Source organism: Aeromonas mytilicola subsp. aquatica, from assembly GCF_044336385.1.
GTDB lineage: Bacteria > Pseudomonadota > Gammaproteobacteria > Enterobacterales > Aeromonadaceae > Aeromonas > Aeromonas rivipollensis.
On record NZ_CP172298.1, the window covers coordinates 1,448,981 to 1,469,462 of the forward strand.

The 20,482-nt window shown below is 59.1% G+C and carries 23 protein-coding genes; 14 read left to right on the forward strand and 9 right to left on the reverse strand.

Annotated features, from left to right (window positions below):
• Positions 1-68: 68 nt before the first annotated feature.
• A complete protein-coding gene (azu, locus tag ACFWHB_RS06795) occupies positions 69-509 on the forward strand; it encodes an azurin (RefSeq protein ID WP_139744933.1) in 441 nt (146 codons plus the stop codon).
• Positions 510-562: 53 nt separating this feature from the next.
• Here the strand turns inward: azu and ACFWHB_RS06800 are convergent, their stop codons facing one another.
• Positions 563-1,120 (reverse strand): HutD family protein, encoded by a 558-nt coding sequence (locus ACFWHB_RS06800; RefSeq protein WP_111910189.1) that lies wholly within the window; start codon positions 1,118-1,120, stop codon positions 563-565.
• 265 nt (positions 1,121-1,385) lie between these two features.
• Here ACFWHB_RS06800 and ACFWHB_RS06805 point away from each other — a divergent pair, with 265 nt between their 5' ends.
• Both ACFWHB_RS06805 and ACFWHB_RS06810 read left to right on the forward strand, forming a co-directional pair.
• Positions 1,386-2,354, forward strand: coding sequence for a nucleoside hydrolase (locus ACFWHB_RS06805; protein ID WP_395949751.1), 969 nt, complete (start codon positions 1,386-1,388; stop codon positions 2,352-2,354).
• 93 nt (positions 2,355-2,447) lie between these two features.
• The gene (locus ACFWHB_RS06810; RefSeq protein ID WP_162627188.1) at positions 2,448-2,777 is read left to right on the forward strand and encodes a DUF3634 family protein; all 330 of its coding nucleotides are present in this window, start codon (positions 2,448-2,450) and stop codon (positions 2,775-2,777) included.
• A gap of 91 nt (positions 2,778-2,868) precedes the next feature.
• Here the strand turns inward: ACFWHB_RS06810 and ACFWHB_RS06815 are convergent, their stop codons facing one another.
• Entirely contained in the window at positions 2,869-3,777 is a 909-nt protein-coding gene (locus ACFWHB_RS06815; protein WP_106886296.1) for a LysR family transcriptional regulator, read from the reverse strand.
• 119 nt (positions 3,778-3,896) lie between these two features.
• On the opposite strand from ACFWHB_RS06815, the gene ACFWHB_RS06820 reads away from it, so the two are divergent.
• From ACFWHB_RS06820 to ACFWHB_RS06855, 8 genes are all read left to right on the forward strand, one after another.
• Entirely contained in the window at positions 3,897-4,340 is a 444-nt protein-coding gene (locus ACFWHB_RS06820; protein WP_395949752.1) for a carboxymuconolactone decarboxylase family protein, read from the forward strand.
• 499 nt (positions 4,341-4,839) lie between these two features.
• Positions 4,840-5,958, forward strand: a complete 1,119-nt coding sequence (cyoA, locus tag ACFWHB_RS06825; RefSeq protein WP_395949753.1) for a cytochrome o ubiquinol oxidase subunit II — start codon at positions 4,840-4,842, stop codon at positions 5,956-5,958.
• Positions 5,959-5,961: 3 nt separating this feature from the next.
• On the forward strand, positions 5,962-7,938 hold the full coding sequence (cyoB, locus tag ACFWHB_RS06830) for a cytochrome o ubiquinol oxidase subunit I (RefSeq protein WP_106886299.1): 1,977 nt from the start codon (positions 5,962-5,964) through the stop codon (positions 7,936-7,938).
• Positions 7,859-8,554: a cytochrome o ubiquinol oxidase subunit III gene (locus tag ACFWHB_RS06835; protein WP_163135288.1), complete on the forward strand. Its 696-nt coding sequence runs from the start codon at positions 7,859-7,861 to the stop codon at positions 8,552-8,554. The genes cyoB and ACFWHB_RS06835 overlap by 80 nt, the downstream gene beginning before the upstream one ends.
• Positions 8,555-8,884: a cytochrome o ubiquinol oxidase subunit IV gene (locus ACFWHB_RS06840; RefSeq protein ID WP_025327639.1), complete on the forward strand. Its 330-nt coding sequence runs from the start codon at positions 8,555-8,557 to the stop codon at positions 8,882-8,884.
• Between the two features lie 10 nt (positions 8,885-8,894).
• On the forward strand, positions 8,895-9,788 hold the full coding sequence (cyoE, locus tag ACFWHB_RS06845; RefSeq protein ID WP_290027793.1) for a heme o synthase: 894 nt from the start codon (positions 8,895-8,897) through the stop codon (positions 9,786-9,788).
• A gap of 189 nt (positions 9,789-9,977) precedes the next feature.
• The gene (locus ACFWHB_RS06850; protein ID WP_395949754.1) at positions 9,978-11,339 is read left to right on the forward strand and encodes an MFS transporter; all 1,362 of its coding nucleotides are present in this window, start codon (positions 9,978-9,980) and stop codon (positions 11,337-11,339) included.
• Between the two features lie 57 nt (positions 11,340-11,396).
• Entirely contained in the window at positions 11,397-11,765 is a 369-nt protein-coding gene (locus ACFWHB_RS06855) for a DUF1428 domain-containing protein (RefSeq protein WP_395949755.1), read from the forward strand.
• 226 nt (positions 11,766-11,991) lie between these two features.
• On the opposite strand, the gene ACFWHB_RS06860 is transcribed toward ACFWHB_RS06855, so the two are convergent.
• Together ACFWHB_RS06860 and ACFWHB_RS06865 are read right to left on the reverse strand one after the other, a co-directional pair.
• Positions 11,992-13,095 (reverse strand): ElyC/SanA/YdcF family protein, encoded by a 1,104-nt coding sequence (locus tag ACFWHB_RS06860; protein ID WP_103244540.1) that lies wholly within the window; start codon positions 13,093-13,095, stop codon positions 11,992-11,994.
• Between the two features lie 148 nt (positions 13,096-13,243).
• Positions 13,244-14,170, reverse strand: a complete 927-nt coding sequence (locus tag ACFWHB_RS06865; RefSeq protein ID WP_395949756.1) for a LysR family transcriptional regulator — start codon at positions 14,168-14,170, stop codon at positions 13,244-13,246.
• A gap of 67 nt (positions 14,171-14,237) precedes the next feature.
• On the opposite strand from ACFWHB_RS06865, the gene ACFWHB_RS06870 reads away from it, so the two are divergent.
• Both ACFWHB_RS06870 and ACFWHB_RS06875 read left to right on the forward strand, forming a co-directional pair.
• The gene (locus tag ACFWHB_RS06870) at positions 14,238-14,726 is read left to right on the forward strand and encodes a DMT family transporter (protein ID WP_395949757.1); all 489 of its coding nucleotides are present in this window, start codon (positions 14,238-14,240) and stop codon (positions 14,724-14,726) included.
• A 10-nt stretch (positions 14,727-14,736) separates the two neighbouring features.
• Entirely contained in the window at positions 14,737-15,165 is a 429-nt protein-coding gene (locus tag ACFWHB_RS06875; protein WP_395949758.1) for a DMT family transporter, read from the forward strand.
• 79 nt (positions 15,166-15,244) lie between these two features.
• Here the strand turns inward: ACFWHB_RS06875 and ACFWHB_RS06880 are convergent, their stop codons facing one another.
• The 3 genes from ACFWHB_RS06880 to ACFWHB_RS06890 all read right to left on the reverse strand — a co-directional run bounded on the left by ACFWHB_RS06880 (position 15,245) and on the right by ACFWHB_RS06890 (position 17,179).
• Complete coding sequence (locus ACFWHB_RS06880; RefSeq protein WP_395949759.1) at positions 15,245-15,487, reverse strand: DUF3297 family protein; 243 nt, start codon at positions 15,485-15,487, stop codon at positions 15,245-15,247.
• A gap of 98 nt (positions 15,488-15,585) precedes the next feature.
• On the reverse strand, positions 15,586-16,902 hold the full coding sequence (locus tag ACFWHB_RS06885; RefSeq protein ID WP_395949760.1) for a HipA domain-containing protein: 1,317 nt from the start codon (positions 16,900-16,902) through the stop codon (positions 15,586-15,588).
• Positions 16,886-17,179, reverse strand: a complete 294-nt coding sequence (locus ACFWHB_RS06890; protein ID WP_395949761.1) for a helix-turn-helix domain-containing protein — start codon at positions 17,177-17,179, stop codon at positions 16,886-16,888. The genes ACFWHB_RS06885 and ACFWHB_RS06890 overlap by 17 nt, the downstream gene beginning before the upstream one ends.
• Positions 17,180-17,459: 280 nt before the next feature.
• On the opposite strand from ACFWHB_RS06890, the gene ACFWHB_RS06895 reads away from it, so the two are divergent.
• Complete coding sequence (locus ACFWHB_RS06895; protein WP_395950178.1) at positions 17,460-17,993, forward strand: metal-dependent hydrolase; 534 nt, start codon at positions 17,460-17,462, stop codon at positions 17,991-17,993.
• Positions 17,994-18,300: 307 nt separating this feature from the next.
• Here ACFWHB_RS06895 and ACFWHB_RS06900 read toward each other — a convergent pair whose 3' ends face one another.
• Entirely contained in the window at positions 18,301-19,137 is an 837-nt protein-coding gene (locus ACFWHB_RS06900) for a hypothetical protein (protein ID WP_395949762.1), read from the reverse strand.
• Positions 19,137-20,177 carry a DGQHR domain-containing protein gene (locus ACFWHB_RS06905; RefSeq protein WP_395949763.1) on the reverse strand — a complete coding sequence of 347 codons (1,041 nt, stop codon included), beginning with the start codon at positions 20,175-20,177 and terminating at the stop codon, positions 19,137-19,139. Before ACFWHB_RS06905 ends, ACFWHB_RS06900 begins: the two co-directional genes overlap by 1 nt.
• Between the last annotated feature and the right edge of the window lie 305 nt (positions 20,178-20,482).

Consider the following 20,482-nt stretch of genomic DNA (forward strand, 5'->3'; position numbering starts at 1 on the left):
TTTGCGTGTCGCCGTGCGATGCGACAGACAAGGGGGTTGCCATTCCTCGCCAATCAAAGGAGAAGATGATGAAAAAGGTGTTAACCCTGCTGCTGCTGAGTTCCCTGGCTGCCCCGGCGCTGGCCGATGAGTGCGCCTTGGTCATCGAAGGCAATGACGCCATGCAGTTCAACCTCAAAGAGATGAGCGTGCCGGCCACCTGCAAGGAGGTGACCATCACCCTCAATCACACGGGCAAGCTGCCGGTGGCCAACATGGGTCACAACTGGGTGCTGGCCAATACCGCCGACTATCAGGCCGTCGCCACCGCGGGCATGAGCGCCGGCGCAGATCACGACTACCTGCCCAAGGACGATGCCAGGATACTGGCGCACACCAAGCTGGTGGGGGGCGGCGAGAGCACCAGCGTCACCTTCAAGACCGACGGGCTGGCAGGCAAGGATCTCACCTTCTTCTGCTCCTTCCCCGGCCACTTCGCCATGATGAAGGGGGCCTTCAAGGTCGGTTGAGCCGCGCTGGCCTGACAGGAAAAAGCCGGGATATCCCGGCTTTTTTGTCCCCGCTATCTGGCTTGCAGGGTAAAGAAGGCTAGTGTGGTCTTTTTCCCGCACTCGAAGCGGATGCTCTCCTCCCCCTTGACCACCAGGGTCTCGTTGATGGCCACGGCCTGGCCTGCCACCGTCAGCTGGCCGCTCAGCAGGTGGCAGAGGTAGGTCTTGTCCGCCTCCAGGGTGAGGGTCAGGGGGAAGGGCACATTGAGCACCCGCACGTTGGCGCTGATGCGCGCGGGATCGTAGATGAGCCCCAGATCCGTCACCTCTTTTTTCAGCAGCTCGCAGTGGGTCTCGTCATCCCCGCTGAAGTGGGCCGCCTCGAAGGTGGCATAGGGGTGGCCGTTGAGCACGAAACCGGCCCCGCTGACGGGCAGCAGGATGCGCTGATAACCGGGAAACTTGGAGAAGGGGCCCGCCGCCTTGATGGGGGCCGAGCTCAGCCGGTAGTCAAAGTCGAGTTTTTCCAGGCTCGAGCCCGGGGGGGAGACCAGGATCTGGGCCGTGGTGCCCTGCTTGTTTTTCCAGGGCATCTTCAGCTGGTCAGACTCTTTAATCAGGGTGATCACGTTGGCGCCTCGGCGGGGAGTGGGGAGAGTGAGGCCAAGTGATACCATCACGCAGGCCCGGCCACAAGGCGCGGGGGCCTGGGGGCGGGTCGACTGCCCAGAATGTCGCCACTGCGGCCCCTGATCATGACGGGCCCCCGGATGAGGTGCTCAAGATGTCGCCGGTCGGCGGGGGGATGGCAGGCCAAACGCCGAGGCTGTGATCCTGACGCTGTTAAACGGGCCCGAGGTCGCTACACTGGCACTTCTGCCGTATGGAGGCCCCATGACCCACAAGATCATTCTGGATACCGATCCCGGTATCGACGACGCCATGGCAATACTCTTTGCCGAGGCCCACCCCGTCATCGACTTGCTCGCCATCACCACAGTGTTTGGCAACGCCACCATAGAGAACGGGACCCGCAACGCCCTCTGGCTCAAGCAGAAATACGGCATGAAGGCGGATGTAGCCCAGGGCGCCGCCGCGCCATTGCTGCGCGAGCCCGTGGGGCCGACGACAGTGGTGCACGGCCCGAGCGGGCTGGGTGACGTGGAGGCGGGGGAGGTGACCCTGACCCCGGATCCCCGCCCGGCCTGGCAATACATAGTCGAGACGCTGAAGGCCAACCCCGGCGAGATCACCCTGGTGACCATAGGGCCCCTCACCAACCTGGCGCTGGCGCTCGAGGCCGCCCCCGAGATCACCGCGCTGGTGAAGCAGGTGGTGGTGATGGGGGGCGCCTTTGGCGTCAACGGCCATCGCGGCAACGTGACCCCCTATGCCGAGGCCAACATTCACGACGATCCCGAGGCAGCCGACCGGGTGTTCACCGCCCCCTGGCCCGTGGTGATCATAGGGCTGGATGTGACCCAGCAGAGCTTCTTCAGCAGCGCCTACCTGGATGCCCTGCGGGACGATGCCGGTGAGCCCGGTCGCTTCCTGTGGGCGGTGAGCCGCTTCTACCTGCGTTTCTATTCCGAGCGCATCGGCCTCAATGGCTGCCACGTGCACGATCCGTCCGCCATCGCCTATGTGATCGATCCCGAGCTGTTCACCCTGCGGGAGGGCCCGGTGCGGGTCATCGACCATGGCCCCGCCATAGGCCACACCCTGCAGAAGTTCGACGGCAAGTCCCATCCCCACGATGAGTGGGCTGACTACCCGGCCCAGCGGGTCGGGGTGGCGGTGCGGGATCAAGCCCTGCTGGCGCTCTATCGCGACACTCTGGTGGCCTGGGGCAAGGATTGCTGACTCGGGGATGGGCAAAACGTGATGTCCGCCCACTCCTCGCCGGCCGTCGCCACATATACTGACGCACATCGAGGCTGGCAAAGGGAGAGATAGATGGCCTGGTTGTCGTTGTTGGTGGCAGTCGCCCTGATTGGGTGGTTGATGACCCTGGGGCGCGGCGCCCTGTTCGAGATCCGGCTTGCCCCTGGCAAGGTGCAGGTGAAGCGAGGCTCTGTGCCGCCGCGCTTCCTGGCCCAGGCCAAACAGATCCTGCAGCAGGAGCCGGTGCGAGGGCGCATCCTGGGTCAGCGCGATGGCAACGGGGTCAGGCTCGTCTTCTCCCGCTCCATCCCGGAGCCCGTGGCCCAGCGCCTGCGCAACGTCTTTCCTTACGGGGACTATAGAGGCGCGGCCCAGACCCCGGATGGGCGTAATTCTCGCTGACCGCTTTCTCTTGATGCTGTCGTTCACTTCCGGCGCCGGGCACTTTGCCCGGCGTTTTCATTTCCCATAAGCCCTGGAGAGGCCGCCGCTATCAGCGCGGCCCCTGCAAGGGCTTCATCACCTCTATCAGAAAGTCGATGAAGGCGCGGGTCTGGGGCTTCAAGAAGCGGCCGCCCCTAAACACCGCATGGATCTCGTCATGCCGATCCTCGTACGGGGAGGCCTGCCACTCTGACAGCAGGGGTTGCAATGTGCCGTTGTCCAGCCCCTGTTGCACCATCCAGCTCGACAGCAGCAGTATGCCGGAGCCCGCCTCGGCCGCGCACAGCAGGGGCGTGCCGCCGACCGAGGCGAGGTTGCCCCGCACCGGGACTTTGTGCCGCTGGGCCCCTTGCCGGAAATACCAGTGCTGGCGCTGACGGCCATGGCCGCGGATCAGGCAGTTGTGGTGCGCCAGCTCATCGGGATGGGCGGGCTCGCCATGGCGGGCCAGATAGGCGGGGGAGGCGACCAGCAGGGTCCGGTTGGTGAGCAGGTGGCGGCTATGGAGGCCGCTGTCCACTGGGCGTCCGACGCGTACCGCCACGTCCACGTTTTCGGCGTCGAGATCCACCAGCCGGTTGTCGAGTTCGATCTCGAGCCGCACCCCGGGGTAGCGGGCCAGGAAGGCCGGCAGGCGCGGCGCCAGCCAGCTGGTCCCGAAGCTCTCGAACACCGAGACCCGAAGTGGGCCCTCTGGCGCCACCGGCAGGGGTTGTAGGGATTGCACCAGCTGATCCGCCTCCTCCAGCAGGCGCACCGAGCGGGCAAGGAAGTACTCTCCCTGCTCGGTCAGCACCAGCTGGCGGGTGCTGCGCTTGAACAGCGGGATCCCCAGCTGTTGCTCCAGCGCATCTATGGTGCGGGTCACCGAGGAGGGGGCCAGGTTGAGGGCGCGGGCGGCCCGGGAGAAACTCCCCGACTCCACCACCTGAGCCAGGATACGGACGCGATCCAGCATGGGAGCACCTTTGCGGTAAATGCAAAACTGTTGCAGGTTATGGCGGTATTCTATCCATGGATGAAAGCGTGAACAATGTGCTCATCGCCCATGGGGGCGCTCATCCAAGGAGTCTTGCCATGTCAGAACGTATCCAGCTTGCCAGCCAGGTGCCCGCCGCCATCTCGGCCATGATGGGCCTCGAGTCCTATCTCGGCGGGACCGACATTCCGCTGTCGCTCAAGGAGCTCATCAAGTTGCGGGCCTCCATGCTCAACGGTTGCGCCTACTGCATCGAGATGCACGCCGAGGTGGCGATGAATCATGGGGAGAGCCCCCAGCGCTTGCTGGCGTTGTCCGCCTGGCGCGAATCCCCGTTGTTCGATGCGCGGGAGCGGGCGGTGCTGGCCCTGACCGACGAGGTGACTCTGATAGCCGAAAACGGGCTCACCGAGGAGACCTACCAGCAGGCCCTGACCCTGCTGGGGGAAACCCTGCTGGCCCAATGCCTGATGCAGGTGGTCACCATCAACGCCTGGAACCGCATCGCAGTGGCGACCCGGATGGAGCATAAACACCCCTGAGGAAGACCCTGCGGTGGGGAGTCGTCTTAAACGGGCCTATCCGAGGCCCGTTTTTCATGGTGGGTCTCAGACAGGGCAGCACTTTCTGCGCTTCCGTCGGCCCCGGGAAGTTAATCATACATTCGTTTGATTAATTATTTTTTTATTCCCCCTCGGAATATGCGCATCCAGATCAAGGAATGGAGAGGACGTCTGTGCATCAAGAGAGGTCTGAATGGCTCTTTTTTGTCCTGTTTCTCCCTCAAAAAATAAGGGCAATGAGCCTGATTGATTAATTGGTGAACGATTTTGGCGGGGAGATAAATTAACGGGAGATGAATCGAGTGTCTGTGAATTTAATAAATTGGTCGCTGTCAAGCGATTAACATCTGATACCTGTTTTCACCACCCTTGGAACATTTTTGGGATTAATTTTTCATGTTGTTCACATGCCGGTCTGATGCAATAAAATGCGGCATTTTTATTATACCAATAAGCCTTGAAACGATGAGGACATTGCATGAGACCTTTTGAAGTAAAGAGGGGCTTGGGCGCTTTGCTGTTGATGGCAACCGCTGGCTTGCTGAGTGGCTGCGACATGGCTCTGATGAGCCCCAAGGGGCAGGTTGGTCTGGAGCAGAAGTCACTGATATTGACCGCACTCGGGTTGATGTTAATCGTGGTGATTCCTGTGATTATTATGACGGTGGCATTTGCTCGTAAATACAGAGCATCCAATACCACTGCCAAATACACCCCGGATTGGTCCCACTCCAACAAGATTGAAGCGGTCGTCTGGACCGTGCCCGTCATTATTGTTGCCATCCTGGCAGTGATTACCTGGAAAACCTCCCACTCCCTCGACCCCTACAAGCCGTTGGAATCTGACGTCAAGCCAATTCAGGTCGATGTCATCTCCCTCGACTGGAAGTGGTTGTTCGTCTATCCGGAGCTGGGTATCGCCTCGGTCAACGAGCTGGCCTTCCCGGTCAATACCCCGATCAACTTCCGGGTGACCTCAGACACTGTGATGAACTCCTTCTTCATCCCCCAACTGGGCGGTCAGATCTACGCCATGGCCGGGATGCAGACCAAGCTGCACCTGATTGCCAACGAGGCGGGTCAGTACAAGGGGATCTCCGGCAGTTACAGCGGCGCCGGTTTCTCTGGCATGAAGTTCAAGGCGATCGCCACCCAGGACCAGGCCGGTTTCGATGCCTGGGTCGCCAAGGTGAAACAGTCTCCCAAGATGCTGAGCACCATGGGTGAGTTCGATGCCCTGGCCAAGAAGAGCGAAAACCACCCGGTTGAGTACTTCGCCAGCGCCGATCCCAAGCTGTTCGTCAACGTGATCAACAAGTTCATGGGCGGCATGTCCCATGGCGGCCATGACGCTGCAAAAGACGGCGCCATGGACCACGAGGCCATGAAGCATGACGCTGCAAAAGACGGCGCCATGGACCACGAGGCCATGAAGCATGACGCTGCAAAAGACGGCGCCATGGACCACGAGGCCATGAACCATGACGCTGCGAAAGAAGAGACCATGGACCACGCGGCCATGAGTCATGACGAGCATGCCGGACACATGGCCACGTCTATGGCTGACAAGAGTGTGAAAGCAGGATCCGAGGAATAATCGATGTTTGGAAAATTGACACTCGAGGCTGTTCCGTACCATGAACCCATCATCATGGTCACGATAGCCGGTATCATCTTGGGTGGGCTGGCGATTGCCGGTCTCATCACTTATTACAGCAAGTGGCAATATCTGTGGAAAGAGTGGTTCACCTCGGTGGACCACAAGCGCCTCGGTATCATGTATCTCATCCTGGGCATGGTCATGCTGCTGCGCGGCTTCGCCGATGCGGTCATGATGCGTGGTCAGCAGGTCATGGCCTCCGCCGGTAGCGAAGGCTACCTGAACGCGCACCACTACGATCAGATCTTCACCGCCCACGGCGTCATCATGATCTTCTTCGTGGCCATGCCGCTGGTGATCGGCCTGATGAACATAGTGGTGCCGCTGCAGATCGGTGCCCGTGACGTCGCCTTCCCCTTCCTGAACAACCTGAGCTTCTGGTTTACCGCCGCGGCCGTGGTGCTGATCAACGTCTCCCTCGGGGTCGGTGAATTCGCCCAGACCGGCTGGCTGGCCTATCCGCCCTTGTCGGGGCTGGAGTTCAGTCCTGGGGTCGGGGTCGATTACTGGATCTGGAGTCTGCAGATTTCGGGTCTGGGTACCCTGCTGACCGGTGTCAACTTCTTTGCCACCATCATCCGGATGCGTGCCCCCGGCATGACCATGATGCGTCTGCCGGTGTTCACCTGGACCGCCCTGTGCGCCAACATCCTGATCATCGCCTCCTTCCCGATCCTGACCGTCACCATCGCCCTGCTGACCGCAGACCGCTACCTGGGTACCCATTTCTTTACCAATGACATGGGTGGCAACATGATGATGTACATCAACCTGATCTGGGCCTGGGGTCACCCCGAGGTGTATATCCTGGTGCTGCCGGTGTTCGGGATCTTCTCCGAAATCGTGGCGACCTTCTGCAAGAAGAAGCTGTTCGGCTACACCTCCCTGGTGTGGGCCACCGTGGCCATTACCGTGCTCTCCTTCGTGGTCTGGCTGCACCACTTCTTCACCATGGGGTCTGGCGCCAACGTGAATGCCTTCTTCGGCATCACCACCATGATCATCTCCATCCCGACCGGGGTGAAGATCTTCAACTGGCTGTTCACCATGTACCGCGGTCGCATCGAGTTCAGCTCCCCCATGCTGTGGACCGTCGGTTTCATCATCACCTTTACCGTGGGTGGCATGACGGGGGTACTGCTCTCCGTGCCGGCCGCCAACTTCGTGCTGCACAACAGCCTGTTCCTGATCGCCCACTTCCACAACGTCATCATCGGCGGCGTGGTGTTCGGTTGCTTCGCCGGTATCACCTACTGGTTCCCGAAGGCATTCGGCTTCAAGCTGGATGACGTCTGGGGCAAGCGTGCCTTCTGGTTCTGGATCACCGGCTTCTTCGTGGCCTTCATGCCGCTCTACGTGCTGGGCTTCATGGGCATGACCCGTCGTGTCAGCCAGAACATAGATCCCGAGTTCCACGGCTGGCTGGTGGTTGCCGCCTGCGGCGCCGGCCTCATCGCCATCGGCGTCTTGTGCCAGCTGATCCAGGTCGTGGTCAGTATCCGTGACCGCGAGAAGAACCGTGACTGGACCGGCGATCCCTGGGGTGGCCGTACCCTGGAGTGGGCCACGTCCTCTCCGCCCCCCTTCTACAACTTCGCCATCGAGCCTAAGGTGAAGGGTCTGGACGCCTTCTGGGAAGCGAAAGAGGACGGCAGCGCCTATCGCCAGCCGGCCAAGTACGCTCCCATCCACATGCCGAAGAACTCAGGTGCCGGTGTCATCATCGCCGCCTTCAGCGTGGTGTTTGGCTTTGCCATGATCTGGCACATCTGGTGGATGGCCATCGCCGGCTTCGTCGGCATGATCGCCACCTGGATCATCCACAGCTTCAACGACGATGTGGACTACTACGTACAGGTTGACGAAATCGAGCGCATCGAAGGTCAGCATTTCGACAATATCAACAAGGTGGCTTAATTCCATGGCGACTGACGTTCTACATCACTCTCACGGTGCCCATGAGGATGGGCACCATGATGCCGGCGCCACCAAGGTGTTCGGTTTCTGGATCTACCTGATGAGCGACTGCATCCTGTTTGCGACCCTGTTCGCAACCTATGCAGTCCTGGTCAACGGCACCGCCGGCGGCCCCACCGGCAAGGACATCTTCGAACTGCCGTTCGTGTTTGCCGAAACCATGCTGCTGCTGCTGAGCTCCATCACCTTCGGGTTCGGCATGCTGGCCATGAACAAGAACAAGGTCTCCGCGGTCAACACCTGGCTGCTGGTCACCTTCATTCTTGGCGCCGGCTTCATCGCCATGGAGATCTACGAGTTCCATCATCTGATCGTCAATGATGCGGGCCCGGATCGCAGCGGCTTCCTGTCCGCCTTCTTCACCCTGGTCGGTACCCACGGTATCCACGTGACCAGCGGCCTTATCTGGATCATCGTGATGATGGTACTGATCAGCAAGAAGGGGCTGACCGAGCGCAACCGCACGCGCCTGATGTGCCTGAGCCTGTTCTGGCACTTCCTGGACGTGGTGTGGATCTGCGTCTTCACCGTGGTTTATCTGATGGGGGTCATGTAAATGAGTCATTCTGTTGACAATCACGGCGCCAGCCACGGCAGCGTCAAGTCCTACATGACCGGCTTCGTGCTGTCACTCATCCTGACCGCGATCCCGTTCTGGATGGTGATGGACGGCTCCGCCTCCCATGCCATGGTGCTCGGCACCGTAGTGGCCATGGCGGTGGTGCAGATCTTCGTGCACCTGATCTACTTCCTGCACATGAACACCTCCTCCGAGGAGCGGTGGAACCTGGTGGCACTGGTCTTTACCGTGCTCATCATCGCCATCGTGGTCGTGGGTTCCCTGTGGATCATGTACAACCTCAACATCAACATGATGGTTCACTGAGCGGCTTGATGTGATGATGAAGCAATACCTGCAAGTGACCAAGCCGGGCATCATCTTCGGTAACCTCATCTCGGTTATCGGCGGCTTCCTGCTGGCCTCGAAGGGGAGCCTGGATGTGCCCCTGTTCATCCTGACCATGGCGGGGGTGTCACTGGTGGTCGCCTCCGGTTGTGTGTTCAACAACTACATCGACCGGGACATCGACTGCATCATGGAGCGCACCAAGAACCGCGCCCTGGTGAGGGGGCTCATCGCCCCCGGTGTGTCGCTCTGGTATGCGAGCGCGCTGGGCGTTGCGGGCATTGCACTGCTCTACTTTGCGGCCAATCCGTTGGCCGCCTTGCTGGCGGTGCTGGGCTTCCTGGTCTATGTGGGGGTCTACAGCCTCTACATGAAGCGTCATTCTGTCTATGGCACCCTGGTCGGCAGCCTCTCCGGCGCCGCGCCACCCGTCATCGGCTATTGCGCGGTGAGCGGCCAGTTCGACACCGGTGCGCTTATCCTGCTGGCGATCTTCAGCCTGTGGCAGATGCCGCACTCCTATGCGATTGCCATCTTCCGCTTCAAGGATTACCAGGCCGCCAACATCCCTGTGTTGCCGGTGGTGAAGGGGATATCTGTGGCCAAGCACCACATCACCCTCTACATACTGGCCTTCATGGTGCCGACCCTGATGCTGTTCCTCGGCGGCTACGCCGGTTACAAGTACCTGATAGTCGCCACCGCGGTGAGCGTCTGGTGGCTGGGGATGGCGCTGTCTGGCTACAAGGCGGCGGTGGATGACTCCCTCTGGGCCCGCAAGCTGTTCATGTTCTCCATCGTCACCATTACCTGCCTGAGCGTGATGATGTCGGTGGACTTCCAGCCGGATGCAGCGCCTGTACTGGTGAGCATGCTGCCCTGATGGCCCGCGTCGCCGGACCCCAAGGCTGTGATGCAACACAGGAAAATCAATAGAATCCAGAGCCGGGAACCTTCCCGGCTCTGTTATTATGTGGCCCGCCCCACGGGGCGCATTGTCGGCTTTTTCGGGTGTGGCGTGCCTTGTCATCCGCCCCTTTGTATCTCCTCTCTCTGACCTATCGAGGCCATCATGAATGATTTCACCATGACGAGGGGCGAGCGCCGCGCGACCTGGGCGCTCGGCTCCGTCTTCTCGTTGCGCATGCTCGGCATGTTCATGGTCCTGCCGGTGCTGACCACCTACGGCATGTCCCTGGCGGGCGCCTCGGAGGCGCTCATCGGTCTGGCCATCGGCATCTACGGCATGACCCAGGCCCTGTTCCAGATCCCCTTCGGGCTGCTCTCCGATCGCATCGGCCGCAAGCCCCTCATCGTCGGCGGCCTGCTGATGTTTGCGGCAGGTAGCGTCATCGCCGCCCTGAGCGACTCCATCTGGGGGGTCATCGTCGGCCGCGCCCTGCAGGGGAGCGGCGCCATCTCCGCCGCGGTCATGGCACTCCTGTCTGATCTCACCCGGGAGCAGAACCGCACCAAGGCCATGGCCTTCATCGGGGTGAGCTTTGGCATCACCTTCGCCATCGCCATGGTGACAGGCCCCCTGATCACCCAGGCGGTGGGATTATCCGGCCTGTTCTGGCTCATCGCCCTGCTGGCGCTGGCGGCCATCGCCATGGTGATCTGGGTGGTGCCGACCCCGGCTGCCCACCTGCAAAATCGCGAGTCCGCCATGGTGCGCGGCGGTTTTCGCACCGTGCTCACCAATGGGCGTCTGCTCAAGCTCAACCTCGGCATCCTCTGCGTCCACACCCTGCTGATGTCGAGCTTTGTGGCGCTGCCGCCCCTGCTCGAACAAGCGGGCCTGGCCCGGGAGCACCAGTGGCAGGCCTATCTGGTCACCATGTTGATCGCCTTCGTGAGCGTGGTGCCTTTCATCATCTATGCCGAGAAGCACCGCCAGATGAAGCGGGTGTTCCAGGCCTGTGTGCTGGTGATGCTGGCCGCCGAGCTGGTGCTGTGGCAGGCAGGCCTGCAGCTCTGGGGGCTGCTGCTGGGGCTGCAACTCTTCTTCGTCGGCTTCAACGTGATGGAGGCGCTGCTGCCGTCGCTCATCAGCAAGGAGTCACCCCCGGGTTACAAGGGCACCGCCATGGGGGTCTACTCCACCAGCCAGTTCCTCGGTGTCGCCATCGGCGGCAGCCTGGGGGGCCTGCTCTACAGCCTGGGGGGCGGCCCCCTGGTGTTTGGCGGCTGCGCCGTCCTGGCTTTGCTCTGGTTCGGCGTCAGCCTCACCATGGCCGAGCCCCCCTACGTCAGCAGCCTGCGCATAGTGCTGCCGGAAGGGGTGGCCGCGACCCCCGCCCTGGAGCAGAAGATCCGCGCCTGCGAGGGGGTGAGCGACGTGCTGCTGGTGCCTGAGGAGCACTCCCTCTACGTGAAGGTGGACAGCAAGCGCCTGACCCGCAGCGATCTGGAGCAGCTGGTGTCCCTCTGAGGGCAGCCAGGGGCGCGACTGCTATGCTGAGATCCTCAATCACAGGAGGAAAGGCTCATGTCATATGTGGACGGATTTGTGATCGCCGTGCCCACGGTCAACAAGCAGGCCCTGATCGACCATGCGGGGCTGTTTGATCCCATCTTTCTCGAATATGGGGCCACCCGGGTGCTGGAATGCTGGGGAGATGACGTGCCCCATGGCAAGCAGACCGACTTTTACCGCGCGGTGGCGGCCAAGGAGGACGAAAGCGTGGTCTTCTCCTGGGTGGAGTGGCCGAGCAAGGCGGTACGTGACGAGGCCATGACCAGGATGATGAAGGATCCCAGGATGGATCCGGCCAGCCCCATGCACCAGACCATGCCCTTCGATGGCGCCCGGATGATCTTCGGGGGCTTCACCACAGTGCTGGAGCTCAAGGGCTGAGGGCCCGCCAGAGACACAAAAAGCCCGCCTGCTCTGGGGGGCTTCACTATTGTGGCTGGAGCTCAAGGGCTGAGGGGCCGCCAGAGCCAAAAGCCCGACTGGTCTTTGAGGGCTTCACCATTGTGGCTGGAGCTCAAGAGCTGAGGCACGCCAGCGACGCCTAGGCCCGTCAGATGATGAAAAAGCCCGCCATTCGGCGGGCTTTTTCATTGGGCCGGGGAGGGGATCAGCGCTCCAGCAGGGGGGCCGAGCGGTAACTCCAGAGGCCATAGGTGCGCAGGGCATCCCGGTAGATGCCGAGCAGCTCCTCGGGGCTCGCCTTGGCCAGGGCCGAGAGGGGCTTGTCCGGGTAGGCGACGCTGTCGATGCGGATATTGGCCGGGCCGCTCTGCCAGCAGGCGATTTCCAGCAGGGTCTGGCCCCGGCGCACGTGGCTCGCCGAGCTCACCAGGGTGGCGTACTCAATCTCGTGGCGGGCGAGGGCATAGCCGCTGTAGAGGGCGTTCTCCACCGTGCTGGTGGCGTAGTTCTCCTCGATGATGCGGGATCTGTCTATGCCCTTCTTCGCCAGCCAGTCCGCCATCAGCTTGCCCTCGGTCTGGCGGTTCTGGGGCACGCCGCCGGTGAGGATGATGAGGGCCGCCGGGTTGGCCTGGGCCAGGGCGCGGGTGGTCTCGAGGCGCCCCAGCAGGATCTCGTGCATGGAGCCATCTGGGTTGAGGGCATAGCCCAGGGTGACGATGGCCTGTCGCCCCTTCTTCTCGCCGCGCCCCTGGCGCTCCTTGAGGGGGGTGGCAACCACCCGGTCGACGGTATCGAACAGCCGCTGCAGATCGGCGGCCCGACCGGCATTGAGCTCGCCGACCCGCTTGACGTAGCCATCGGATTTGGCCTGGTTGCCCTTGAAGCGCTGCCAGGTAGCCAGATAGGTGTTGAGATCCAGATCGTCAGGCGCCGTGCTGAGGGCCTGCTCGAACAGGGCGATGGCTCTGTCCACGTTGCCGTTGTAGATCTGGGCGTTGGCCGCCGAGATGAGCAGATCGGTGCGGTAGGGTTCGAGCTGATGGGCTTGCAGCAGGAGCTCGGTGACCTGCTCCATGTTGCTCGGCATCTTGGCGGTGAAACCGGCATCTGAGACCCGGGCGGGGGAGTGGAAGATGCGGGCGGCATCCGCCAGCAGCTGATCCACCACCTGGCGTTTGCTGATGTACTGGTCGTAATTTTGCTCCTTTTGCAGGGAGCGCACCGGGGCGGCCCAGGCATCGGAGGCGGTGACCACCGGCAGCGCCAGCAGGCTGGCCAGGGTCAGGGCAATCGCAGTTTTCTTCATCATGGCGTTCCACCTAGGGGGAGGGGCGCTATGCCATGGCATGCTCCCCTGGAGCCTTTTTCAATTAAAACAGGCGCTTGGTAATTGCCTACTCTACTCCTTTCCCGATGAAAAAAACGTGAACCGCTTCGGTTATCCCGGTAACCCCCTAGCGCAGGCTCAGACGCTCGTGGAGAAACCCCAGCCAGGCCTCCACCTTGGCGGGCAGGTGGCGGCGCTTCGGATAGAGGCACCAGATGCCGTGCTCGGGCAGGGCGTAGTCTGGCAGCAGGGGCACCAGCCGACCGGTGGCGAGATCCCGCTCCACGATAAAGTCCGGCATGTTGCCTATGCCGAGCCCCGCCAGCAGCGCCGTGTGGATGGCGTCGCTGTTGTTGACCTCGAAATTGCCCCGCGGGGTGATGGCCACCTCCCCCTCGGGGCCTTGCAGGCGCCACTGGGTGCCACCGCGAAACAGGGAGTAGAAGAGGCAGTTGTGGCGCTCGAGATCGGCCGGGGTGCGGGGCGTGCCGGCCCGCGCCAGGTAGGCGGGGGCGGCGCACAGGGTGCTGTGACAGGGGGCGAGGCGGCGGGCGACCAGGCTCGAATCTTCCAGCTCGCCGATGCGCACCGCCACGTCGAACCCCTCGGCCACCAGATCCTGTAGGGCGTCGCTCATCTCCAGTTGCAACTGCAGCTCGGGATAGAGGGCGAGAAATTCGGGGATAAGGGGAGCTATGTGGCGCCGACCATAGACCATGGGCACAGTCACCCGCAGCAGGCCGCGGGGCGCCGATTGCAGGGCGCCGATGGCATCTTCCCCCTCGCTTGCCAGGCGCACCGCATGGCGCACCGTCTCGAAGTAACGCTCCCCCGCCTCGGTCAGGGCGAGGGAGCGGGTGGTGCGGTAGATAAGCTGGCAACCGAGGGTTTGCTCGAGCTGGCTCACCTTCTTGCTCAGCACCGACTTGCTGAGGCCGAGCTGGCGGGCGGCGCCGGAGAAAGTGCCCGCCTCCACCACGGCGACGAAGGCGGGGAGCAGGGCGAAGGCATCCTGGTTCATGTTGTTCTCAATGCGGAAACAATGTTGTTCCATAAGGGTAGATTATCCCCATATCGAAAACAATTTACCCTGCTCCTCAGTTCAACCAAGGAGTGACCCCATGTTCCCCCCGCTTATCGACCGCCGCCCCGGACGCCTCGCCCTCGGCCAGACAGTTGGCCAGACCATAGGTGCCCTGGCCGCCTTCGCCGCCGGCCTGCTGCTGGCGCTGATGATCGCCCAGAACGGCGCCCTGGCCCGCGCCACCGATCCCTGGCTCGGGAGCTGGCTGGCCCACGGGGTCGGCACCCTGGTGGCCGCGCTCCTGTGGTGTCTCGCCCCCCGATCTCCGACGCCGGAGGCCGCCCCGCACTGGGCCTGGCTCGGCGGCCTGCCGGGGGCGCTCACCGTGGTGCTGGCGGCCCTCTGCCTCAACTCCCCCCTGGGCATGGCGGGCACCCTGGCCCTGCTGCTGCTCGGCCAGCTGCTGTTTGGTGCCCTGTGCGACGCCAGAGGCTGGTTCGGGCTGACCCGCCGCAGCCCCTCGGGGAAGGACGCGCTCGCCGCTCTGCTGGTGATGGCCGGCGCCCTATTCATAGTGCTCGGTTAGGAGAAACACCATGACCTTCTTGATCCTGTTGGGACTACTGAACGGCGTGGCGGTGAGCCTGTCGCGCACCCTCAATGGCCGCCTCGCCAGCGCCCGGGGCGCCATGACGGCCTCCCTTGCCAACCACCTGCTCGGCTTTGGGCTGCTCGGCGCCCTGCTCATCCTCAAGGGGGCGCCCTGGGAGCGGCTCGCCGGACTCGACCCCTGGCTGCTGCTCGGCGGCGTGCTGGGGGCGCTCTTCGTGGCCATCAGCAGCTGGGCCATAGGCCGGGTCGGCGCCCTGGCCTGCGCCCTGCTCATCGTCGCAGGGCAACTGCTGGGGGGCGCGCTGCTCGATGCCCTGGCCGGGCGGCTGGCCGCGAGCGATCTGCTCGGCATTCTGCTGGTGCTGGCCGGCGCCGCGCTGCAACGCTGGCAGGCCGGCAAGCCGCGCTCCTGAAAAGCAGAACACCGGCGCTTGGCCGGTGTTCTGAAATAAAGGTCGCGCCCCTGCTCGGGGCATCGCAGGCATACGCAGCTTAGGCGTAGAAGGCCTCGACGGCGCCCTTGACGGTGATCAGCATGGGGTTGCCGTAGCGATCCTTGGCCTTGGGGGAGGGGATCTTCACCCAACCTTCGCTGATGCAGTACTCCTCGACATTGGTGCGCTCCTTGCCGTTGAGGCGAATGCCGATCTCGTGCTCGAAGCACTCTGCCACGTGGTGTGGGCTGCGCGGGTTGGCCGCCAGACGGTCGGGCAGTGCAGGTTTGTTGTCGCTCATTTTATAGACCTGAGTGTGATAAAAAGTGGGTCATTGTAGGCAATGCCCGCCACGGGCTCAAGGCTGGGTTGCGTCCCATGGGGGTGGACAAGGTCCGGCTACAGTTGCAGCTCGGGCAACAGCGCCGCCTGCTCCTGAAAATGGTGGCAACGGCGCTCAACGTCATCTCTGTAACGCGCCAGATAAGCCAGCTCGGCGGGATTGTCTGTCTCAACCAGGGCGATGGCGGTATCAAGATGATGCAGTATGTCGCTGGCTATCTTGTGCAGGGTTTGCTGCAACAGGCGTTTGGGCAAATCACATGCTTCGGCCATCTCCAGCAACTGCCATGCGTTGACCGCCTCGGGAGCAAACTCGTCGCCGATGGCCATGGCCAAATGCTGGTTGAACTCGGGGTAAAGCCCCACATTGACCAGATCGTACCAGGGGGTGGGCATCAGCCCTGCTTTTGATACGAAGAAGCTGTAGTTCTTGCCGTGGGCATCGTGATTGTTGACGCAGAGGTTGAAGAGCAGCCATTGCAGCATGTCCAGTCTGGCCTGCGCCGGATTGACGCAAAGGGCGCTGAGACTGAACAGCCGTGGCAGGCTGACCCCTTCCCGAATATGGGCCACATCCCGCCCGTCACCGAAGTTGCGTTCATATTTTCGGGCGACGGTAAACCCCAGCCCCTGACAGGCATCGATCATGTGGCGACGGCGCACCCTCAAGCCATCCTCATCGAGGCGCCGATCGAAGCGTTCCACCAGCAAGCCTCGGTGGGACTTATCGCCTTGGCCGACCCTGTGCAGTTCGACCTGTGCCACCGGCATGCCCAGCAGTGCGGCCAGCCGCATGGTCACAAATTCATTGATCACCAGATGAGGATGGTGCTCGAACTTGAGGAGGTGGGTGGAACAGAGCTCGCCCTCGCCAAATCCCAGCGTCCCCTCGAGTCGCAGCAGGTTGAGCTTGGCCTGCACGCCCGCAACCGAGAGGCGGGGGCGACCATCCCAGATTTCCAGCGGCCAGATCTCGGGCTGATCGAGGCGCAGCAACAATTCCTCTGGGGTGATGGGGCGAAAACGGGTGGGGACGTCGGGCTCTGTGGGCAGGGTAAAGGTGACCGCCCCTGAGACATCGCGGCCGATGCCGTGGATCAGGGCAAAGAGATTGCTGCGCGAAACGGAGAGCGCCTCAATCAGATGGTCCAGCCCGCGATTTTCAGGCAGCAAGTTGCCGAGATACGCCCGGATCTGGGCGCTGCTGGCCGAACCATCCAGCGCCAGCGGCGGGGAGAGCGGGAATCCGCGCGCCTGCCACGCAGGTGTATAGCCGAGCTGAAACGCATCCCGGCTGGAGTCATATTCGAGATGGCCGATCAGCTGATTACCCAGCCGAAGTTCCAGCCGATGGTGCTCAGAACCACTCATCATCACCGACCTCGGGTTGGCTGTTGCCGCTCGTTACCTGTGAACCCACTTCCTGCACCAGTTGCAAGCGCAGCCCCAGCGCTTTCATCACCTGCAACAGGGTCGAGAGGTAGACATCCCCCCCTTTTTCAATCTTGATCAGGGTCTTTTTGGATATGCCGCACAGTGAGGCCGTCACCTCCTGCGTCATCCTGGCGGCCTTGCGCCTCTCGCGTATCGCCAGCCCCAGCGAGGCGGGATCCAGTTCTTTCGGGCCGGTTTGCAACGATGTGTCTGCCATCATGATCACGAAAAAAAGTGTAGGTTGTTACACCTTAACTCATGGTAAGAGCAGACAGCAATAAAAAGTGTACGATAGTGCACTTTTTATGGTCCTGGTACTGGTTGCGAGAGAAAAGTGTAGAGGAGTTCACTTTTTAGAGCGGGAAGGTGGTGAGGGCTGGTCTGGGGGATGGTCGAGGGGCCGGGAGGATGTCGCTTGCAGAGCAGTATTGAACTTCATGTTCACTTCACCGAGCGGGGGTAGGGTAGGAAACAGTTTTCAGTTGGAGCTTCACCCTGTGCCCACCATAGTCACTCACGCCGCCGTACCCCTCTGCCTTGGGCTCGGGCTCGGCAGCCGGATTATTCCGCCGCGCTTGCTGCTGGCGGGGGTTGCCATCGCTATGCTGCCCGATGCCGATGTGCTCGCCTTCAAACTGGGGGTCGCCTACGGCCATGTCTTTGGCCACCGCGGCTTTACCCACTCATTGCTGTTCGCCTTTGCCCTGCCCACTCTGGCCATGCTGTTTCACCGCCAATTTCGGGCCAGCGCCGCCACCGTCTGGTCGTTTCTGCTGGTCTCTCTGCTCTCCCACAGCCTGCTCGATTCGCTCACCACAGGCGGCAAGGGGGTGGGCTGGCTCTGGCCGTGGCGTGACGAGCGTTTCTTCGCCCCCTGGCAGCTGATCCGGGTCGCCCCTTTCAAGCCGGAGGCCTATCTCACCGCCCGGGGCGAGGCGGTGATCCTCTCCGAACTCTACTGGGTCTGGCTGCCGGGGGTTGTATTGATGCTGATTTTGATGGGATGGCGGGTTTGGGAAAGGTGGCGGTAGGCGTGGGATCGTAGAGGGTTGTTGGAGATATCGTGGTTGAGCAAAAAAATAAAAACTTGGACACCCATCTCTTGGCTCTGGCTATGCAACGCCTTGTTCAGAAAGATCGGGGGGCTGATTTTTCCACTCTGGTGGTGATCTTTATCTCACTGGCCTGATGGCTTGGTGCAATATCCGGTTAGTCAGTGTCAAAAACAAAAGCCCCCCCTCTTGCTATTGGGCAAGAGGGGGCGGACACTTACTAAATTAATTGCAATTAAAGGATTTATATTGTAATTCGCTTATTATAATAACCCCAAGTTGTACTTTATCTAAAGTAAGGAGTCATCAATTCATGATAATTAGTACGTGAACCAAACATATCAATAATAAATTTAGATCTGTCGTTTTCTCCATTAATAATAAACTGTGATCCATGTTTGTTGGTTAATTCTGTATGGGTGAATTTTAAAAGCTCTATAGGATAAGAAAAAATAGCGTGGTCTTTGTCAAAGGCATATGTAAAACTCACATCCAATATGTAAGCCTTTAATAAGGCGAAGACGCCTGATTGATCAATCATTTTCATTGAGTCCATGGGTAATGGATCTTTGAAATAGCATTCTCTATAGTTAGCAGTCTCTCGTTCTCTCATCATCCATTCTGTAGGATATAAGTCATCAATATCTTGAGAGAGTAGAGCATTATTCTTCATCACCTCTTCGAATAAATAAAGAACCGCTCCATGTGTTCCAGACAATATTTTTTTATCATGATTTGCATCGAATGAAACAGTTCGTTTCTTAGGAAATGTTTTTAAGTCTTGTGTATTGTCTGATTTTATCCACTTTTCTGATTTACCTAGATAGCAAACAGCATACCCATTTATAGCCAAAATAGAGCGACATAGAAAAAAAATAGAGTAATATAATTTTATTACACTCCAGCTCCAAGACTTATTAATAGATCCATTAATTGCATCGCATATACTAACAAAACCATTGTAATAGTACATTTCAGCATCTTGTTTTAATACTCTTTCCAATTCAGCTGCTTGTAGTGCAGTTAACGGGGGGGTATTGCATTTATGAATATCATCGTTACTGATGCTGTTCCATATATTAACTAGATATAGGCGTGCGCCATGAGTATTTGTATGAGCCATTATGTTTTAACTACACCAAGTACGTTATTGGTTGCATATGCCTCAACAAGCAACTCCATGATGTGTCTGGAAGCACCCTTACCTTGTAATCCTTTTACTTGCTCCTGATAGATTAACCCTATTCGATCAAAGTCAATTACCAATGACATATTTTCTTTTCTAAAGTCTTTTCCTGAGTTATCGCAATAGTGCATTAGTTTTGATTTGAAAAAATCGATTGCACCTGTGAATCCGGATGCATATAAAAAAGCATTTTTAGGATCTAGCCATTCGCTACCATAGGCATCCATTATTACATTGAAAAAATTAAAAATTATATTCTTCTGATCCTCAAAAGAGTATATTCCAATTAATTCAAAATCACCTTTTGTTTCAACTAGAGGTTTCAATGCACTGACTGCAGTAGAAAGTAGAATGCCACCTTTTCTTCTTGGTGTTCCAGGTTTTTTAATCTGCTGATAGTAAGGTGAGGATTGCTCATCATTTAAATAATCAACAATATCTCTTGCTCTATTGACCGCCGGGTCGGCCATATGCTCTGTTGCAAGCTGATATAAGTCGTAAACTAAACTTTTTGGTACAGGCTTTTGCTCAGTATTAATAGAAAGAAAAATGTTTGCACAGTCATTTGTATCTAGGCCATCGTATATAGAAACGGGTATTTCAAGTTCTCCTATATCAGGGTTTTCACTAATGGCCTCTTTGAGGCCCGCAACTCGATGCTGTCCATCTATTAATTGTGCCGCTCTCTCAACATTTGGAATTTTAAGTGTGTTGTTAGTGTCATCATAAAGCAACTCTTGATCCGAAACCCAGTTCATTATAATTGTCGCAGGTAAATCACCATCATTCATGATAAATGATTTTATTCCTGAAATCCTTTTTGTATTTAGCATTCTTTGAACTGCGCCTACTTCATCATCTTTACCTCGGATAGAGACATATGAAATGTCAGCAATATCACGGGCTCTCATTTTTATGAGATAAAAAACACGGTTGCTTTGTTCAACTTTTATAGCATTTGATGTGATGATAGTCATGTCGCCTCATAATTATTCATATTTCTAGCTCATGGGGAGTTAATTGTAATGATTATTATGCATTATGCATTATGCCAGCTAGTGGTTAGTATGATACCCCTTGGGGTGGCCAAGGGAAGTTGTTTATCTTAGAAAAGTGATGTATCTCGTATATTAGGCTGAAAATCGTAGGTTGGTGCTGAGCGAAGTAAAGCCCAATGGTTACTGCAGAAATATATCTGTAAATATGTTTTCCGGATCTGCCACTCCCATATTTACCCCGCTCTGGGTTGAGTAATAATGCTCGTATGTTGGGCTTCGCTACA

Excerpts from the sequence above, each read along its gene's own strand:
- ACFWHB_RS06905 (WP_395949763.1), bottom strand. The coding sequence starts at position 20,177 with ATGACTATCATCACATCAAATGCTATAAAAGTTGAACAAAGCAACCGT.
- ACFWHB_RS06835 (WP_163135288.1), top strand. The coding sequence starts at position 7,859 with ATGTGGACTACTACGTACAGGTTGACGAAATCGAGCGCATCGAAGGTC.
- ACFWHB_RS06865 (WP_395949756.1), bottom strand. The coding sequence starts at position 14,170 with ATGGAACAACATTGTTTCCGCATTGAGAACAACATGAACCAGGATGCC.
- ACFWHB_RS06805 (WP_395949751.1), top strand. The coding sequence starts at position 1,386 with ATGACCCACAAGATCATTCTGGATACCGATCCCGGTATCGACGACGCC.
- ACFWHB_RS06900 (WP_395949762.1), bottom strand. The coding sequence starts at position 19,137 with ATGGCTCATACAAATACTCATGGCGCACGCCTATATCTAGTTAATATA.
- ACFWHB_RS06860 (WP_103244540.1), bottom strand. The coding sequence starts at position 13,095 with ATGAAGAAAACTGCGATTGCCCTGACCCTGGCCAGCCTGCTGGCGCTG.
- ACFWHB_RS06880 (WP_395949759.1), bottom strand. The coding sequence starts at position 15,487 with ATGAGCGACAACAAACCTGCACTGCCCGACCGTCTGGCGGCCAACCCG.
- ACFWHB_RS06855 (WP_395949755.1), top strand. The coding sequence starts at position 11,397 with ATGTCATATGTGGACGGATTTGTGATCGCCGTGCCCACGGTCAACAAG.
- cyoA (WP_395949753.1), top strand. The coding sequence starts at position 4,840 with ATGAGACCTTTTGAAGTAAAGAGGGGCTTGGGCGCTTTGCTGTTGATG.
- ACFWHB_RS06870 (WP_395949757.1), top strand. The coding sequence starts at position 14,238 with ATGTTCCCCCCGCTTATCGACCGCCGCCCCGGACGCCTCGCCCTCGGC.
- azu (WP_139744933.1), top strand. The coding sequence starts at position 69 with ATGAAAAAGGTGTTAACCCTGCTGCTGCTGAGTTCCCTGGCTGCCCCG.
- ACFWHB_RS06850 (WP_395949754.1), top strand. The coding sequence starts at position 9,978 with ATGAATGATTTCACCATGACGAGGGGCGAGCGCCGCGCGACCTGGGCG.
- ACFWHB_RS06885 (WP_395949760.1), bottom strand. The coding sequence starts at position 16,902 with ATGATGAGTGGTTCTGAGCACCATCGGCTGGAACTTCGGCTGGGTAAT.
- ACFWHB_RS06810 (WP_162627188.1), top strand. The coding sequence starts at position 2,448 with ATGGCCTGGTTGTCGTTGTTGGTGGCAGTCGCCCTGATTGGGTGGTTG.
- ACFWHB_RS06840 (WP_025327639.1), top strand. The coding sequence starts at position 8,555 with ATGAGTCATTCTGTTGACAATCACGGCGCCAGCCACGGCAGCGTCAAG.
- cyoB (WP_106886299.1), top strand. The coding sequence starts at position 5,962 with ATGTTTGGAAAATTGACACTCGAGGCTGTTCCGTACCATGAACCCATC.
- ACFWHB_RS06890 (WP_395949761.1), bottom strand. The coding sequence starts at position 17,179 with ATGGCAGACACATCGTTGCAAACCGGCCCGAAAGAACTGGATCCCGCC.
- ACFWHB_RS06815 (WP_106886296.1), bottom strand. The coding sequence starts at position 3,777 with ATGCTGGATCGCGTCCGTATCCTGGCTCAGGTGGTGGAGTCGGGGAGT.
- ACFWHB_RS06875 (WP_395949758.1), top strand. The coding sequence starts at position 14,737 with ATGACCTTCTTGATCCTGTTGGGACTACTGAACGGCGTGGCGGTGAGC.
- ACFWHB_RS06820 (WP_395949752.1), top strand. The coding sequence starts at position 3,897 with ATGTCAGAACGTATCCAGCTTGCCAGCCAGGTGCCCGCCGCCATCTCG.